General features: G+C 55.8%; 1 rRNA gene. It reads left to right on the top strand.

The window, feature by feature from the left end:
* Positions 1 to 260 (top strand): 23S ribosomal RNA (locus tag KI379_RS33835); the annotation flags it as partial.

The following is a 260-nucleotide window of genomic DNA, read 5'->3' on the forward strand; positions in this document are numbered from 1 at the left end:
CGAGGGGGCCGCAGTGAAAAGGCCCAAGCGACTGTTTAGCAAAAACACAGGTCTGTGCGAAGCCGTAAGGCGAAGTATACGGGCTGACGCCTGCCCGGTGCTGGAAGGTTAAGGGGAGCGGTTAGGGAGTAATCCCGAAGCTGTGAACCGAAGCCCCAGTAAACGGCGGCCGTAACTATAACGGTCCTAAGGTAGCGAAATTCCTTGTCAGGTAAATTCTGACCCGCACGAATGGCGTAACGACTTGGGCGCTGTCTCAA

It is taken from the genome of Paenibacillus cineris, from assembly GCF_018333335.1.
GTDB classification, from domain to species: domain Bacteria; phylum Bacillota; class Bacilli; order Paenibacillales; family Paenibacillaceae; genus Paenibacillus_AQ; species Paenibacillus_AQ favisporus.